At 64.2% G+C, this 16,316-nt stretch carries 13 protein-coding genes and 1 pseudogene; 11 read left to right on the top strand and 3 right to left on the bottom strand.

The annotated features are described in order from the left end of the window. Positions 1-11: 11 nt before the first annotated feature. The 6 genes from IVA78_RS25890 (at position 12) to xth (ending at position 7,920) form a co-directional block, all read left to right on the top strand. Positions 12-350, top strand: coding sequence for a P-II family nitrogen regulator (locus IVA78_RS25890; protein ID WP_247279969.1), 339 nt, complete (start codon positions 12-14; stop codon positions 348-350). 38 nt (positions 351-388) lie between these two features. After that, positions 389-1,837 carry an ammonium transporter gene (locus IVA78_RS25895; protein ID WP_247279968.1) on the top strand — a complete coding sequence of 483 codons (1,449 nt, stop codon included), beginning with the start codon at positions 389-391 and terminating at the stop codon, positions 1,835-1,837. 437 nt (positions 1,838-2,274) lie between these two features. After that, complete coding sequence (locus IVA78_RS25900; RefSeq protein ID WP_247421358.1) at positions 2,275-3,489, top strand: aminotransferase class I/II-fold pyridoxal phosphate-dependent enzyme; 1,215 nt, start codon at positions 2,275-2,277, stop codon at positions 3,487-3,489. 9 nt (positions 3,490-3,498) lie between these two features. Continuing rightward, on the top strand, positions 3,499-5,979 hold the full coding sequence (locus IVA78_RS25905; RefSeq protein WP_247421361.1) for a DNA translocase FtsK: 2,481 nt from the start codon (positions 3,499-3,501) through the stop codon (positions 5,977-5,979). 153 nt (positions 5,980-6,132) lie between these two features. Further along, positions 6,133-6,885 (top strand): outer membrane lipoprotein carrier protein LolA, encoded by a 753-nt coding sequence (locus tag IVA78_RS25910; protein ID WP_247280038.1) that lies wholly within the window; start codon positions 6,133-6,135, stop codon positions 6,883-6,885. 219 nt (positions 6,886-7,104) lie between these two features. Then, positions 7,105-7,920 carry an exodeoxyribonuclease III gene (gene xth, locus IVA78_RS25915; RefSeq protein WP_247279965.1) on the top strand — a complete coding sequence of 272 codons (816 nt, stop codon included), beginning with the start codon at positions 7,105-7,107 and terminating at the stop codon, positions 7,918-7,920. Between the two features lie 133 nt (positions 7,921-8,053). On the opposite strand, the gene IVA78_RS25920 is transcribed toward xth, so the two are convergent. Both IVA78_RS25920 and IVA78_RS25925 read right to left on the bottom strand, forming a co-directional pair. Next, positions 8,054-8,497, bottom strand: coding sequence for a cyclic nucleotide-binding domain-containing protein (locus IVA78_RS25920; protein ID WP_247279964.1), 444 nt, complete (start codon positions 8,495-8,497; stop codon positions 8,054-8,056). A 56-nt stretch (positions 8,498-8,553) separates the two neighbouring features. Then, entirely contained in the window at positions 8,554-9,240 is a 687-nt protein-coding gene (locus IVA78_RS25925; protein ID WP_007598630.1) for a response regulator transcription factor, read from the bottom strand. A gap of 234 nt (positions 9,241-9,474) precedes the next feature. On the opposite strand from IVA78_RS25925, the gene IVA78_RS25930 reads away from it, so the two are divergent. Together IVA78_RS25930 and IVA78_RS25935 are read left to right on the top strand one after the other, a co-directional pair. Next, positions 9,475-10,011, top strand: a complete 537-nt coding sequence (locus tag IVA78_RS25930; protein WP_247468518.1) for a L,D-transpeptidase family protein — start codon at positions 9,475-9,477, stop codon at positions 10,009-10,011. 26 nt (positions 10,012-10,037) lie between these two features. Then, positions 10,038-10,154, top strand: a pseudogene (locus IVA78_RS25935) (hydratase); the annotation flags it as partial. 137 nt (positions 10,155-10,291) lie between these two features. On the opposite strand, the gene IVA78_RS25940 reads toward IVA78_RS25935, so the two are convergent. Next, complete coding sequence (locus IVA78_RS25940) at positions 10,292-10,981, bottom strand: YggS family pyridoxal phosphate-dependent enzyme (RefSeq protein WP_247279962.1); 690 nt, start codon at positions 10,979-10,981, stop codon at positions 10,292-10,294. A gap of 108 nt (positions 10,982-11,089) precedes the next feature. Between IVA78_RS25940 and IVA78_RS25945 the strand changes: the two genes are divergently transcribed. The 3 genes from IVA78_RS25945 (at position 11,090) to lptE (ending at position 16,219) form a co-directional block, all read left to right on the top strand. Further along, a complete protein-coding gene (locus IVA78_RS25945) occupies positions 11,090-12,787 on the top strand; it encodes a diguanylate cyclase (RefSeq protein ID WP_247279961.1) in 1,698 nt (565 codons plus the stop codon). Positions 12,788-13,059: 272 nt separating this feature from the next. Next, positions 13,060-15,681: a leucine--tRNA ligase gene (leuS, locus tag IVA78_RS25950; protein WP_247421373.1), complete on the top strand. Its 2,622-nt coding sequence runs from the start codon at positions 13,060-13,062 to the stop codon at positions 15,679-15,681. Continuing rightward, positions 15,668-16,219, top strand: coding sequence for an LPS assembly lipoprotein LptE (gene lptE, locus IVA78_RS25955; protein WP_247279959.1), 552 nt, complete (start codon positions 15,668-15,670; stop codon positions 16,217-16,219). Before leuS ends, lptE begins: the two co-directional genes overlap by 14 nt. Positions 16,220-16,316 lie beyond the last annotated feature (97 nt).

Raw genomic sequence — 16,316 nt, forward strand, 5'->3', positions numbered from 1 at the left:
GGATAGGACCCATGAAAATTGTTATGGCGATTATCAAGCCATTCAAGCTGGAAGAAGTCCGTGACGCCCTGACCGCCATCGGCGTTCACGGTCTCACGGTGACGGAAGTCAAGGGATATGGCCGCCAGAAGGGCCATACGGAAATCTACCGCGGCGCCGAATATGCCGTGAGCTTCCTGCCCAAGATTAAGATCGAGGTCGCTATCGCCTCCGACCAGGTCGACAAAACCGTCGACGCCATCACGTCTGCCGCGAAAACCGGCCAGATCGGCGACGGCAAGATCTTCGTCATCAACCTCGACCATGCGGTGCGCATCCGCACCGGCGAGGCCGACGCCGCGGCCCTTTGATTTCGCGCTCAACCTTTATCCAATCAGGAGTGAATAAAATGACGTTTAAGCGTCCCTATGGCGCGGGACTGGCGGCTCTCGCAGTCGGCCTGTTCGCTGCGACCGCAGCCTATGCCGAGCCAACGGTCAACAAGGGAGACAACGCCTGGATGCTGACATCGACAGTGCTTGTGCTGTTGATGACGATCCCCGGCCTCGCGCTGTTCTACGGCGGCCTCGTCCGTTCCAAGAACATGCTCTCGGTTCTGATGCAGGTGTTCTACACCGTCTGCGTCGTCACCGTGATCTGGGCCGTCTACGGCTACAGCCTCACCTTCACCGGAGGCTCCGACTTCATCGGCGGCTTCTCCAAGGCCTTCATGATGGGCGTGACCACCGATACCAAGGCCGCAACCTTCTCGGTCGACGCCAACATCTCGGAGCTCATCTATGTCTGCTTCCAGATGACCTTCGCGGCGATCACGCCCGCCCTCATCGTCGGCGCCTTCGCCGAGCGCATGAAGTTCGCGGCGATCGCGCTCTTCATCCCGCTTTGGGTCACGCTGATCTACTTCCCGATCGCGCACATGGTCTGGTACTGGCCCGGCCCGGACATGATTCAGGATGCGGCCAAGGCCCTCGCAGCGGCGGGTGACGCGGCAGCCAAGACCGCGGCGCAGGCCAAGCTCGACGAGATCAATGCCGACGCCGGCTGGATCTTCAAGAAGGGCGCGATCGACTTCGCGGGCGGCACCGTGGTGCACATCAACGCCGGCATCGCAGGTCTCGTCGGCGCTCTGCTGATCGGCAAGCGCGTCGGCTACGGCAAGGAGCTGATGGCTCCGCACTCGCTGACCATGTCGATGATCGGTGCCTCGCTGCTCTGGGTCGGCTGGTTCGGCTTCAACGCCGGGTCCAACCTCGAGGCCAACGGCGGCGCTGCGCTCGCCATGACCAACTCCTTCGTCGCCACCGCAGCCGCCGCGCTGTCGTGGATGTTCGCGGAGTGGATCATCAAGGGTCATCCCTCGGTGCTCGGCGTCATCTCCGGCGCTGTCGCGGGCCTCGTGGCGGTCACGCCTGCGGCCGGTTACTCCGGCGTGATGGGTGCGATCGTTCTCGGCCTTGTGGTCGGCGTGGTCTGCCTGTTCTTCTGCACCGCCGTGAAGAACGCGCTGGGCTATGACGACTCGCTCGACGTGTTCGGCGTGCACTGCGTCGGCGGCATCGTCGGCGCGATCGGCACCGGCATCCTCGTCAACCCCGCGTTGGGTGGTGCCGGCATCATGGACTATACCGCGATCCCGCCGAAGGCTGCCGATTATGACTTCGCAACGCAGATGATCGCCCAGCTCTGGGGCGTCGGCACGACGCTGGTGTGGTCGGGCATCGGTTCGGCGATCCTCTATAAGGTCGTCGACGTGATCGTTGGTCTCCGCACCAATGTCGAGAGCGAACGTGAAGGCCTCGATATCACCGAGCACACCGAGCGCGCCTACAACATGTAACTCTCCTCCCGGTCGCGATCTCCTTGGGGACCGCGACCAGACCTACGGTTCGGGCACATACCCGGCAATGCCCTGACCGTTGAGGGGCTCCAGCGCAAGCTGGAGCCCCTTTCTTTCGATCGGGGTGCCGAAGAAAAGATTGCCGTTGCGCGACTGTCACGAAGCTCCTCTTGGCCGGGCTTGTCCCGGCTATGACGTCGCCGAAACATCGACGTTCCCGGGAAGAGCACGATCAAGCGCCGCCAGCGACGAGAAGCGTGGACCTCGACAAAAGCGCCATGGATCCCGCCGTCATCCCGCCTCAATATTCCCGCTCTGGACGGAGGCGGCGACCGATGGTTAATCGCGTCTTAACCTCGCCCTATCTATGGTGAACTGAACCGCTTCCCGCCGGTGCCTTCGCGCGACCGGCTGTTCCAAGAGTGCTGGCGCCCAGAATGGCTATGACCGCTTCATCCCGTGCGCCGCAGACCGGTGGAAGCTCCGAGACCGAACGCTCGCCCTTCGTCCGGCTGAACGAGCTCTTGGCCCCGCATCAGCCGGGTAAGCCCTTGATCACGCTTGCGGTCGGGGAACCCCAGCATCCGGTGCCTGATTTCGTCGGCCCAGTGCTGGCCAAGCACATCGCCGATTTCGGCCGATACCCCATGAACAAGGGCACCGACCCGTTCCGCAAAGCCGCCGGCGCCTGGCTGTCGTCGCGTTTCAACCTGCCCCGGGCGCTCGACCCCGAGAGCGAGATTCTCGTCCTCAACGGCAGCCGCGAGGGGCTGTTCCTCGCCGCGATCGCAGCCGCGCGCTATGTCGGCCCGCGCCCGGGCAAGCCCGCCGTCCTGATGCCGAACCCGTTCTATCCGGTCTATGGCGCCGGCGCCCTCGCAGCAGCTTGCGAGCCAGTCTATCTGCCGACCACCGTCGACAACGGCTTCCTGCCCGATCTCGATGCCATCGATGAGGCGACGCTGGCGCGCACGGTGGCGTTCTATCTCGCCTCGCCCGCCAACCCGCAGGGCTCGGTCGCCACACCCGATTATTTCAAGCGGTTGAAGCAACTCGCCGATCGCCACGGCTTCGTGATTCTCAGCGACGAGTGCTATTCGGAAATCTACACCCGCCAGGCACCGGGCAGCGCGCTCGAATGCGCCGGCCCCGATTTCACCCGCGTGGTCGCGTTCCAGTCGCTCTCGAAGCGCTCCAACCTTCCGGGCCTGCGCGTCGGTTTTGCCGCCGGTGACAAGAAGTTCATCGGCATGTTCCTGGAGCTGCGCAACATCGCGGCGCCGCAAGTGCCGGTGCCGCTCCAGCATGTCGCGACCGTTGCTTACGGCGACGAAACGCATGTCGAGGAGAACCGCAGGCTCTACCGGATCAAGTTCGATCTCGCCGACCAGATCATCGGCAATCGTTACGGCTACCGCCGGCCCGATGCCGGCTTCTGCGTCTGGCTCGACACGTCCGCGATCGGCGACGACGTGTCCGTGACGCTGAGACTCTTCAAGGAAGCAGGCGTGCGCGTGGTGCCCGGCAGCTATCTGGCGCGGCTCCAGCCCGACGGCTTCAATCCCGGCGCAGGCTACATTCGCCTCGCGCTGGTGCAGGATGGCGAGACCACGGCGCAGGCGCTGCACCGCCTGGTCGAGACTCTGGGTTAGGCGGGGCCCATGAGCATGTCGGCAATCGAACGTGTCATTCCACTGGTCGGCCATCTGCCGCCCTCGATCCGCGAGGGGTTGGCGCGGCGCCTGCGCGAGCTCACCGGCCTCGGCCTGGTCGCGCTGTCCGGCGTCGCGTCGGCGGCGCTGATGACCTGGTCGGTGCAGGATCCCAGCCTCAGCCACGCCACCTCACGGCCGATCCGCAACATCCTCGGCTATGCCGGCGCGATCGGCGCCGATCTTGCAATGCAGATTCTCGGGCTCGGCGCGATCATGCTGGTCCTGACCGTCGCGGTCTGGGGCTGGCGCATGATGACGCATCGGCCATTCGACCGCGAAGCGCTGCGGCTCGGCTCCTGGATTCTCTGCACGGTGATCGCGGCGGGCTTCGTCAGCTGCTGGCCGCATGGCGGCGCCTGGCCGCTGCCGACCGGCCTTGGCGGCGTGGTCGGCGATGCCCTGGTACGCGCACCCGCAGTGATCTTTGGGCCGGCCGGCACGATCTACCGCATCTTGCTCGGCACGATCCTGTTCGCCGCGATGACGGCGACCTTCCTGATCGCCTGTGGTCTCGGCGCGCGCGAGCATGACGACGAGTTCGCGGATATCGAAAACGACGACAAACCGCTCGACGCAGACGAGGAGAGCGATCGCGGCTCGGTGTCGCTGGGCTGGCTGTTCCACGCCTTGATGAGCACCAAGGCGCGACTGATCTGGCTGCTCGGCGCCGCTTACCGCTCGCTGGTCTCGAGCGGGCCGAAGACCAAGCCCGTTGCGTTCAGTCGTCAGGAGCCCAATCTCGGCGGCGGCCGCGGCGCGCCCTCGATCACACCGCAGTCCGAGGACGAGGACCACGCGGACGAGTACGAAGAAGAGGAAGAGGAAGACGAGGAGGAAGAGGAGGAGCCCGCCGCGCGCGCCCCGCGCAAGAAGGCTGCTCCGAAAACTCCTGCCAAGAAATCCTCCGACAAGTTCGATCTTCCGTCCGTCTCCATGCTCGCCGCGCCAAAGGCCGGCGACCGCCAGCCGCTCAGCAAGGCCGAGCTTGAAACCAATTCCCGCTCCCTCGAAGGCGTGCTCCAGGATTTCGGCGTGCGCGGCGAGATCGTGAAGGCCAATCCGGGTCCCGTCGTCACGCTGTACGAGCTGGAGCCGGCGCCCGGCATCAAGTCGTCGCGCGTGATCGGGCTTGCCGACGACATCGCGCGCTCGATGAGCGCGCTATCCGCCCGCGTCGCGGTCGTGCCCGGCCGTAACGCGATCGGCATCGAGCTGCCGAACGCGCACCGGGAAAAAGTCTATCTGCGCGAACTGCTGGTGGCGAAAGAGGCGACCGACACGGTTGCAAAGCTGCCGCTCTGCCTCGGCAAGACCATCGGCGGCGATCCCGTCATCATCGACCTAGCGCGCACGCCGCACATGCTGATCGCCGGTACCACCGGCTCCGGCAAATCGGTCGCCATCAACACCATGATCCTCAGCCTGGTCTATAGGCTGCGCCCCGACCAGTGCCGGCTGATCATGGTCGATCCGAAGATGCTCGAACTCTCCGTCTATGACGGCATCCCCCATCTGCTCACGCCGGTTGTGACCGATCCGAAGAAGGCGGTGGTTGCGCTGAAATGGGCCGTGCGCGAGATGGAAGAGCGCTACAAGAACATGGCCAAGCTCGGTGTGCGCAACATCGATGGCTACAACACGCGCCTGCTCGAATTGAAGGCCAAGGGCGAGGAGCCGACGCGCACGGTGCATACCGGCTTCGACAAGGAGACCGGCAAGGCGATCTACGAGGAAGAGAAGCTCTCGCTCGACCCGCTGCCCTACATCGTCATCATCGTCGACGAAATGGCCGACCTGATGATGGTCGCCGGCAAGGACATCGAAGGCGCGGTGCAGCGTCTGGCGCAGATGGCGCGCGCCGCCGGCTTGCACGTGATCCTCGCCACGCAGCGTCCGTCGGTCGACGTCATCACCGGCACCATCAAGGCGAACTTCCCGACCCGCATCGCTTTCCAGGTGACGTCCAAGATCGACAGCCGCACCATCCTCGGCGAGATGGGCGCCGAGCAGCTGCTCGGCCAGGGCGACATGCTCTACATGGCCGGCGGCGGCCGCATCAGCCGCGTGCACGGACCTTTTGCCTCCGACGAGGAGGTCGAGAAGGTGGTGCGTCACCTCAAGACGCAGGGCCAGCCCGAATATCTCGAAGCGGTCACGGCCGAAGAGCCCACCGAGGACGAGGATGGCGCGGTGTTCGACGCCACGGGCATGGGTGCCGACGGCGGCGGCGATTTATTTGCGCAGGCCGTTGCCATCGTCAAACGTGACCGCAAGGCCTCGACCAGCTACATCCAGCGCCGCCTGCAAATCGGCTATAACCGCGCTGCATCGCTGATGGAGCGCATGGAACTGGAAGGCATCGTCGGGCCCGCCAACCATGCCGGCAAGCGTGAGATTCTGGTCGAGGAAGAAGACAGCCATATGTGAGGCAAGGGACCTCGAGACATCATTTCACGCAGAATCGATATCTGCTTTTGGCCGAAATCACGCTAAGAAGGCGCCCAGCCACGTTAGGACGACGCGTTGATCAGACATACGGACATTCGATTCGCTGCCACCATCGCTGCGCGTAGCGCGCGGGTGGCCGGCGTGCTTCTGGTGACCGCCGCGATGGTGACCGCAGCGTCGCTGGCGCAGACTGTGCCTGTGCCCAAGCCCGCGCCGAAGGGACGTGACGGCGGCGCCGCGGGCGGGCCAGCTATCACCGGTGCGACGCAGACGCCACCGAATCCGGTCATCCCGGATCCGCGCCGCAACGTGCCGAGCAGCATCTTCCAGACCTTCGACGCCAACCAGAAGGCACAGGCCGCCAAGGTCAGCGCCTATCTGTCCTCGCTTCAGACGCTGGTCGGGAATTTCGTTCAGGTCGGCCCCGACGGCAGCAAGACGCAGGGCGATTTCTACATCCAGAAGCCGGGCAAGGTCCGCTTCGAATATGATGCGCCGAGCCCGATCGACATCGTCGCCGACGGATCGTCGCTGGTGGTGCGTGATCGCAAGCTCGCAACCCAGGACGTGTATCCGCTGTCGCAGACGCCGCTGCGTTTCCTGCTGTCCGATCGCATCGACCTGATGAGAGACACCAACGTCGTCAACGTATCGGCTGACGACGTCTTCATTAGCGTTACCATCGAGGAGAAGCAGGCGCTGGTCGGCACCAGCCGTCTCCTCTTGATGTTTGGCGCCAAGGACGGTCAGTTGAAGCAGTGGACCGTCACCGATCCGCAGGGCTACGACACCACGATCGCGGTCTACAATCTGGATTCGAGCAAGAAGCTCGATCCCAACATGTTCAAGATCGATTTCACCAATTACGGCCCATCGCCAGGTTGAACGTTCTATCGCCGTAGGGTGAGCGAAGGTGCCCTTGCGCCGTGCCCACCATCTCTTTCCTCGCGGCAGGCATAGTGGGCACGCTTCGCTCTTCGAGCTGCACCGGACAAATTGCTGTGCCCGTGCTGCGAGACCTCGCATTTCCAAGCTGGAAAAGACGTGGGCACGTCGCGCTGCGCCTTTGCCCATCCTGCGAGAGCTTGCTAAGACGCACGTCCCATGCGTTTTTCCCTGACAACCTGGAACATCAATTCGGTGCGGCTACGCATCGATCTGGTCGCGAAATTCCTCAAGAGCGCGCGGCCGGACGTGCTGTGCCTGCAGGAGACCAAATGCATCGACGACGCCTTTCCGCTCAAGCGTTTCAAGCGGCTCGGCTATGAGCACGTCGCGCTGAACGGGCAGAAGGGCTATCACGGCGTCGCCATCGTCTCGAAGATTCCGTTCGAGTCGAAGGACATCCGGACCTTCTGCGACAAGCTGGATTCCCGCCACATCTCGGTGTCGTTCGGCGGCACGGCCAACATCGCAAAGCCGCTGATCGTGCATAATTTCTACGTGCCCGCCGGCGGCGACATTCCCGATCCCGCGCTGAACGAGAAGTTCGACCACAAGCTGCGCTTCCTCGACGAGATGAGAGCCTGCGAGCCGCTGCATCCGCGAGGGCAGGACCGCCACATCCTCGTCGGCGACCTCAACGTCGCCCCGCACGAGAACGACGTCTGGTCGCACAAGCAGCTTCTGAAGGTGGTTTCGCACACCCCGATCGAAACCGAGAAGCTGAAGGCGGCGCTGGCTGCCGGCGAATGGATCGATGTCGCGCGCGAGCGCATCCCGATGTCGGAGAAGGTCTATACGTGGTGGAGCTATCGCTCCCCCGACTGGACCGTCGGCGATCGCGGCCGCCGGCTCGACCACATCTGGGTCTCGCGCGCGCTGAAGGATGCGGTTCAGGATTTCAAGATCCTTCGCGATGCGCGGAGCTGGGAGCGGCCGTCGGACCATGTCCCGGTGACGGTGACGCTCGAGGTTTAGCACCGTCCATCACGCCTGACGCCCTCATTCTGAGGAGCGCGCGTGCGCGCGTCTCGAAGGATGGGCTGCGGGCGATGTCCGGGCCTTCATGGTTCGAGACGGCGCTGACGCGCCTCCTCACCATGAGGATCACTCACGACGTCAGCTTCGCACCGGCCATCAAAATATCGCTGGCGATCTGGCTGGAGCGGACTGCGAATTCGTCGCGCAGGCGAACCGCGGCGGCGGGGTCGCTTTCGAGCACGCGCTGGAACAGGCTGCGCGCGATGCGGATGACGGAGGCGTGCTCCAGCGCGACCGCGGTCGACGGCCGCTTCATCGGCACCACCAGCGCGAGCTCGCCGATCAGGGCGCCGGGACCGGCGATCATTTCGGCACCGGCGCCGTCATCGACCCGGAAGGCGCCGCGCTGGACCACGAAGCCGGCGTCGGCATCGTCGCCGAGATTGAACAGGACGTCGCCGCGGACGAAGTTGCGCTGCTCGGAGCCGATCGCCAGCATGCGCAACGAGGCGTCTCCCAACAGGCGCAGTGTCGGGACACGCTCGAGAAGCGCTACATCGTCGTCGATTGACATTCAGGTCCGAGGCTCAAGGGCACGCGATCTAACGATTCGCAGGCCCCTGAAGCGTATCACGGCACCAGCTTGTAGCCACCGGCTTCCGTGACCAGGATTTCCGGGTTGGCGGCGTCCTTCTCGATCTTCTGGCGAAGGCGGTAGATGTGGGTTTCCAGCGTGTGGGTGGTGACGCCGGAATTATAACCCCAGACCTCCTGGAGCAGCGTCTCGCGCGACACCGGCATCTGGCCGGCCCGGTAGAGGAAGCGGAGGATGGCGGTCTCCTTTTCGGTGAGGCGGACCTTGCGCGCGTTCGCTGCCGTCAGCATCTTCGAGCCGGGGCGGAAAGAGTAGGGGCCGACCGAGAACACCGCGTCCTCGCTGGCCTCGTGCTGGCGAAGCTGGGCGCGGATGCGGGCGAGCAGCACGGCGAAGCGGAAGGGCTTTGCCACATAATCGTTGGCGCCGGACTCCAGCCCCAAAATGGTGTCGGAATCGGTGTCGTGGCCGGTCAGCATGATGATCGGGGCCTTGAAGCCGCCCTTGCGTAACGAGCGAACCACCTCGCGACCATCGGTGTCGGGCAGGCCGACATCCATCAGAACGAGATCGGGAGCATTGGCCTTTGCGGCGCTTGCGCCCTTGGCGCCGGTATCGACGGCGGATGCTTCGAATTCTTCGTGCAGCGATAATTGCTCCACCAACGTATCGCGCAGATCGGTATCGTCATCCACGATCAGGATCTTGCGGGCATTGGCCATAGGGGGTCATCCTTTTGGATCCGGCTCGGCGCGCATCCATGCCGCACCCAGCCGCGAGGGAAAGTTAGGGGTCGCCGTTGTTATTGTTGTTCGTGTTGAAGTAGTGGGCTGTTACCGATTCACAAGCCAGAACCACTCTAACCCAGAATAGCAGGGCGTTTTGATGAATGTCCTGTAATGAATTCGACATCGCACGTTCACATGAAAAACAAAGCTGCGTCAGCTAGTTACACCATGAACCGAAGTGCCGGGCCGCTGTCCGCGATCCGCGTTGGGCGTGCCGCCGGCAATCCCCGCCGGGGCTGGCTGACGGCCGGAGCACTGACGATACCGGTGGCGCTGGGACGCGGCGGCATCCTCGCCAACAAGCGCGAGGGCGACGGCGGCACCCCGAAAGGCAGCTTCCGCCCCAGGCGGTTGTGGTGGCGGGGCGATCGGCACAGCCGTCCGCAGACATTCTTGCCGGCCCGGATCATCACCGGCGAGGACGCCTGGTGCGAGGACCCCAAAGACCGTCATTACAACCAAGGTATCCGGCTCGGCGAAGGGCAGGGCGGTGACCGGCTCAAGCGGAGCGACCATCTCTATGATTTCATCATCGAGATCGACCACAACACGAGGCCGCGCATCGCCGGCCGCGGCAGCGCGGTGTTCTTGCACCTCGCCCGCGACAATTTCGGCCCGACCGCAGGCTGCGTCGCCATGACGAGATCTGCGATGCTGCAATTGCTGCGACGATTGGGACCAAGAACGAAAATCATCATCGGGTGAGGACGCATGCTCGACAGGGATCAGATCGGGCAGCGGAGGTGGTGACCCCGGGCATGGGCCATCCGCCGCTGCCGATCCAGGCCGGCGATCATTTTGCGGTGGATTTCGGCGTGCTGGGCAAGGTGTCGGTGGGGTTTGCGTAGGTGCGGCCCCTTCCGCCGTCATTGCGGGGGAAGTGAAGCAATCCCGAAATGCATACGTGGAAAGACTCTGGATTGCTTCGCTTCGCTCGCAATGACGAAATCAAGACCGTTGCCCCACGGCCCTTCGCCTACGGCTCTCACCGATGCCCGAAGATCGCGCTTCCCACGCGGACATGGGTGGCGCCGAGCATGATCGCGGTCACAAAATCCGCGCTCATGCCCATCGACAGGTTCTTCAGGCCATTGCGCGCCGCGATCTTGGCGGTGAGAGCAAAGTGCGCCGCCGGCGGTTCGTCGATCGGCGGGATGCACATCAGGCCGGAAATCGTCAGCCCATAGGTGTCGCGGCAGCTCGCGAGGAAGGCATCGGCCTCGCCGGGCGCGACGCCGGCCTTCTGCGGCTCCTCGCCGGTGTTGATCTGGACGAACAGCTGCGGGTGCTTGTTCTGGGATTCGATTTCCTTGGCTAACGCTTGGCAAATGCTCGGACGGTCGACCGAATGGATGGCATCGAACAGCGCGACCGCCTCCTTCGCCTTGTTGGATTGCAGCGGCCCGATCAGATGCAGCGCGATGTCCGAGTAGACAGACATTAACGCGGGCCACTTGCCTTTGGCCTCCTGGACCCGATTTTCGCCGAATACGCGCTGTCCGGCGTCGATCACCGGGGTAATCGTATCCGCGGCGAAAGTCTTGGACACTGCGATCAGCGTCACGGAGGCGCGATCGCGCTGCGCATCCTTGCAGGCACGTGCAATTTCGGCCTCGACTGCGGCGAGCCCGTTTGGTGAATGGCCGGTTGCCGGCGCGGCGTTGGCTTCTGTCATGACGTCGAACGGTTGTGGTCGTAACCGCAGGTAAGTCCAATTTTACCGAGTTCAAGAAAGAGTTTTTGAACCCTTCGCTTTACCTTGCCCGTGGGGTGGGTAGCGAAGATGGCAAGCGTCAGTCTCAACCGCAAACGAGCCAAACTCAAGCAGGTTCTCGGAATCCGGGCGCGGCTCGCGTTGCTCGCGGTGATTCTGGTGGCCCCCTTGATGCTCGAGCGCATCCGTTCGCTCGAAGACACGCGCGCGCGGCAGATCGCGCAGGCCGCCGCCGAATTCACCACCGTCGCAAGGCACAGCGCCGATGCGCAGCGCGAGGTGATCTCGTCGGTCGAGACCATCCTGAAATCGGAGGCCTTCATTCGGGCGTCCGCCGGCGGGATCAGCAAGAGCTGCGACGTGCTGCGTGCGAGCCTGCCGTCGAGCCTGCCCTGGATCCGCACGCTTCTAATCGCGGGCCAGGACGGCCGCATCCAGTGCGCCACCAACAACATGTATGTCGGCCTCGATCTCAGTGACCGGCCCTACTTCCTGCAGGCACAGGAAACCGGCCGTTTCGTGCTGAGCGACTTCATCCTGTCGCGGCCCGCGCCGACGCCGACCGTCATGGCGGTTTATCCGGTGTCCGCCTTCAGCGGCGTTCCGGATGCCGTCGTGCTCGCCACCGTCAACCTCGACTGGATGTCGAAGGTTATGAGCAATCTCGGCGGACGCGCCGGCATCACGGCGGTTCTCGTCGACAGCGCCGGCACCGTACTGGCCGCGCCCGCCGACCAGCACAGCGCGGTCGGCCGTCCCCTCGACAACATGCCGCTGATGTCGGCGATCGCCGACAGGGCGCTGCGGTCCGACCAGGATGAAGGCGCGCTGTCCTTTCTAGCTGCCGACGGCTCCCGCCGCGCGGTCAGCTACATCCGCATCGCCGGCACCAATGCCCGCCTGATCGCAAGCATCGACGAGGACAAGGTGTCCGCGGCGGTGAGCCGCGACATCCGCACCGCCTATCTTCAGCTCGCCTTCGTCGTCGTGTTCGTCCTGCTCGGCGCGCTGATCGCCGCCGAGAAACTGGTGATCAAGCCGATCGAGATGCTGGCCGACATGGCCAAGCGTCTCGGCGAAGGCGATCTGTCGGCGCGGGCGGCGCGTACTCGCCTGCCCGCCGAGTTCGTGCCGCTGGCGCGCGCGTTCAATGCGATGGCCGCGCAATTGAGTCAGCGCGAGCGCGAGCTGATCGCGAGCAACGACCGCCTGACGGTGATGGCATCGATCGACATGCTGTCCGGTCTCGCAAACCGTCGCGGCTTCCAGAGCCGGCTCGATTTCGAATGGATGCGCGCCCAGCAATATGGCAGCGACCTCGCGCTTCTGATGATCGACGTCGACCACTTCAAGCTCTTCAACGACACTTATGGCCATCTCGAAGGCGATTCCTGCCTGACCCGGCTCGGCGAATCGCTGTCCGGTATTGCCGCCGACACGATGGGTTTCGCGGCGCGCTATGGCGGCGAGGAATTCTGTCTGCTGCTGCCGAACACCGACGTCGCCCGCGCCGTCGAAATCGGCGAACTCGTCCGCGCGGCCGTGTTGAAACTCTGCCTGCCGCATATCACCTCCGCGCATATGATCGTCACCGTCTCGATCGGCGTTGCAGCGACGAAGCCAAACGAGACACTGCGCCCCGGTGACCTCATCGAAGCCGCCGACGCCGCGCTCTACGCCGCAAAACACCGCGGCCGCAACAACGTCGTCGAGCACGGCGTGCAGGCGATCGAGACCGGCGCGACCGAGATCGCGATGGCAGGCTAGCCGGCCATCCGCTCCCGATCGAACTCGCTCTCCGTAACGGCGCGATTGCGGCCGCTGCTCTTGCAAGATAGAGCGCGCGGTTGCCGCGCTCGAGACTGGCGCTCAGCTCGTTAATTGCACCTCAAACTGGACCTACCTCGGTAGCGAACCGGAGGTTTGAAGCGGAAAACGTGAAATCTATCGGCGTTCGGCAACCCATTGACCCCTTACAGGCTTTTATGGCCTAGTCCGCCGTCTTTAGCCGGCCGAACCCACGAAAACCCAACGATTCCATGACCTCCGAACGCTACAATGCCCGCGACGCCGAACCGCGCTGGCAACGCCTCTGGGACGAACAGGCGATCTTCGTCTCCCGAAACGACGATCCGCGGCCGAAATATTACGTCCTCGAGATGTTCCCCTACCCCTCCGGGCGCATCCATATCGGTCATGTCCGCAACTATACGCTCGGTGACGTCCTGGCCCGGTTCATGCGCGCCAAGGGGTTCAATGTGCTGCACCCGATGGGCTGGGACGCCTTCGGCCTGCCGGCCGAGAACGCCGCGATCGAGCGCAAGGTCGCGCCCAAGGCCTGGACCTACGACAACATCGCCGCGATGAAGAAGCAGCTCCGCTCGATCGGGCTGTCGCTGGACTGGTCCAGAGAGATCGCGACCTGCGATCCTTCCTACTACAAGCACCAGCAGAAGATGTTTCTCGACTTCCTCCGCGAAGGGCTCGCCGAGCGCGAGAAGCGCAAGGTGAACTGGGACCCCGTCGACATGACCGTGCTCGCGAACGAGCAGGTAATCGATGGCCGTGGCTGGCGCTCCGGCGCCGTCGTCGAGCAGCGCGAGATGAACCAGTGGGTCTTCAAGATCACGAAGTACTCGCAGGAGCTGCTGTCGGCGCTGGACGGGCTCCACCGCTGGCCCGACAAGGTGCGGCTAATGCAGCGCAACTGGATCGGCCGCTCGGAAGGCCTGTTGATCCGCTTTGCGCTGGATGCGGCGACGACGGCCGGCGAAAACGAGCTGAAGATTTTCACGACGCGCCCGGACACGCTGTTCGGCGCGAAGTTCATGGCGATCTCGGCGGATCATCCGCTGGCGCAGGCGGCCGCCGCGAAGAACCCTGCGCTTGCGGAGTTCATCACCGAGATCAAGAAGATCGGCACCGCGCAGGAGGTCATCGACACCGCGGAGAAGCAGGGCTTCGACACCGGCATCCGCGCAGTGCACCCGTTCGATCCCTCCTGGAAGCTGCCGGTCTATGTCGCCAACTTCGTGTTGATGGAATACGGCACCGGCGCGATCTTCGGCTGCCCCGCGCACGACCAGCGCGACCTCGACTTCGTCAACAAGTACAATCTCGGCAACACGCCGGTGGTGTGCCCCGAGGGGCAGGATCCGAAATCGTTCGTCATCACCGATACCGCCTATGACGGTGACGGCCGCATGATCAATTCCCGCTTCCTCGACGGCATGACGATCGATCAGGCCAAGGAAGAGGTGGCGAAGCGGCTGGAAGGCGAGCTGCGCGGCAACGCGCCGGTCGGCGAGCGGCAGGTCAATTTCCGCCTGCGCGACTGGGGCATTTCGCGCCAGCGCTACTGGGGCTGCCCGATTCCCGTCATCCACTGTCCGAAATGCGATGTGGTGCCGGTGCCGGATGCGGATTTGCCGGTGAAGCTGCCGGATGATGCGACCTTCGACCGACCGGGCAACGCGCTCGATCATCATCCGACCTGGAAACACGTCACCTGCCCGAAATGCGGGGCTAAGGCGCAGCGTGAGACCGACACCATGGACACTTTCGTGGATTCGTCCTGGTACTTTGCGCGCTTCACCGATCCCTGGAACGAGAACGCGCCGACGACGCCTGCGGTCGCCAACCGGATGCTGCCGGTCGATCAGTATATCGGCGGCGTCGAGCACGCGATCCTGCACCTGCTCTACAGCCGCTTCTTCACCCGCGCGATGAAGGCGACTGGGCACATCGCGCTCGACGAGCCGTTTGCCGGGATGTTCACACAGGGCATGGTGGTGCACGAGACCTACCAAAAGGCCGACGGCTCCTATGTGCAGCCGGCCGAGGTCAAGGTCGAGGTCGGCGGCAATGGTCGCCGCGCCACGCTGCTCGCGACCGGCGAAGACATCCAGATCGGTCCGATCGAGAAGATGTCGAAGTCGAAGAAGAACACTGTCGATCCCGACGACATCATCGAGACCTACGGCGCCGACGTCGCCCGCTGGTTCATGCTGTCAGACTCCCCGCCCGATCGCGACGTGATCTGGAGCGACGAGCGCGTCCAGGGCGCATCGCGCTTCGTGCAGCGGCTGTGGCGGCTGGTGAACGATGCGAAGGAACTCGGCAACGACGCGCCGGCGGCCCGGCCGGCTTCGTTCGGGGCAGATGCCACCGCCTTGCGCAAGGCCGCCCATGGCGCCCTGGACAAGGTCACGACCGGCATCGAGCGACTGCACTTCAACGTCTGCCTCGCCCATATCCGCGAATTCGCCAATGCCCTATCCGAGGTGCTCCAGCGCCCCGGCCAGCCCGCCGCGGACCTGGCCTGGGCAATCCGGGAGGCCAGCCAGATCCTGGTCCAGCTGTTCTCCCCGATGATGCCGCATCTGGCCGAGGAGTGCTGGCAGGCTTTGGGCCAGAGCGGGCTGGTTTCGGAGGCCAATTGGCCCCAAATCGAACGCGATTTGCTGGTTGAAGACAGCGTGACCCTGGTGGTCCAGGTCAACGGCAAGAAGCGGGGTGAGGTCACAGTTGCAACACTGGCCCAGAATCCGGAAATCGAGGCTGCCGTTTTGGCCCTCGATGCGGTAAAGCTGGCCCTGGACGGCAAGCCCGTCCGCAAGGTGATCATCGTCCCCAAGAGGATCGTGAATGTTGTCGGCTAGGATCCGCATCGCAGCCCGCTTGCTGGCGGTCGCCGCCCTGGCGGCGCTGACGGCCGGCTGCTTCCAGCCGATGTATGCCGAGCGCAACGACGGTACCCCTGGCCTGCGCGAGAAGCTGATGGGGGTCGAGCTGCCGCCGATCGCCAAAGCGAACGCCTCCCGCGAGGCGCGCGTTGGCGTCGAGGTCCGCAATGCCCTGGCCTTCAAGCTCTACGGCACGGCGACGGGAATGCCGCCGACCCACCGCCTGGAGATCCGCTTCACCACCACCCGCTCGTCCCTGATCGTGAGCGCCGCGACGGGACTGCCGACCAGCGAAAATTACGGCATCGATGCGCAATACAATCTGATCGACGTCGCGACCGGCAAGTCGGTGATGACCGGGACCACCTTCTCGCGCGTGTCCTACGACATGCCCGGCTCCTATCAGCGCTTCTCCCGCAACCGCGCCGTGCGCGACGCCGAGGATCGTGCCGCCAACGAGATCGCGGAGAACATCAACACTCGGCTCGCCTCGTTCTTCACCGCGGGCACGTAGTTCATTTCCGTCATTCCGGGGGCACGAAGTGAACCCGGAATCTCAATTCCCAACCTCTGGATTCCGGCTTTGCGCGATGCGCGCCCGGGAATGACAA

The organism is Bradyrhizobium sp. 137 (assembly GCF_023074095.1).
In the GTDB taxonomy this organism is placed as follows: Bacteria; Pseudomonadota; Alphaproteobacteria; order Rhizobiales; family Xanthobacteraceae; genus Bradyrhizobium.